Genomic DNA, 409 nt, shown 5'->3' with positions numbered 1-409 from the left:
AAAAGTCATGCCTCGCCGCTCAGGAGGACGATCTGCCCCTCGCCCAGCACCCCGTGCTGCACCACGCCCTCAACCAGTTCACCATGCTCCTCCTCCGGCACCTGCTCAACAAGCTGGAGGTGGTGGCTCCTTGCTAGGAGGGATAGGATCCACAATTGCTCAGGGAATGGCCTTTGGCACTGGAAGTGCAGTGGCACACAGAGCTGTGGATGCTGTTCTTGGTCCTCGTACCATTCAGCATGAAAATGTGGTATCTGAGGCTGCAGCAGCCCCAGCACCTACCGCAAGTAGCATGGGTGCTGATGCATGCAACATTCATACCAAGGCATTCCAAGATTGTGTGAACAGCTATGGAAGCGACATCAGCAAGTGCCAGTTCTACATGGATATGCTGAACCAGTGCAGGAAC

1 protein-coding gene is annotated in these 409 nt (G+C 55.3%); it reads left to right on the top strand.

Annotation, left to right across the window (positions count from 1 at the left end):
* Positions 1-190 precede the first annotated feature (190 nt).
* Positions 191-409: coiled-coil-helix-coiled-coil-helix domain-containing protein (locus tag DL891_RS16685; protein WP_232819246.1), on the top strand; the 219-nt coding region annotated here is incomplete at its 3' end.

The sequence above is a fragment of the Homoserinimonas sp. OAct 916 genome (assembly GCF_003260275.1).
Lineage (GTDB): Bacteria > Actinomycetota > Actinomycetes > Actinomycetales > Microbacteriaceae > OACT-916.
The sequence above is the reverse complement of the archived record's forward strand: the minus strand, read 5'-3'. Positions and strand labels throughout refer to the sequence as shown.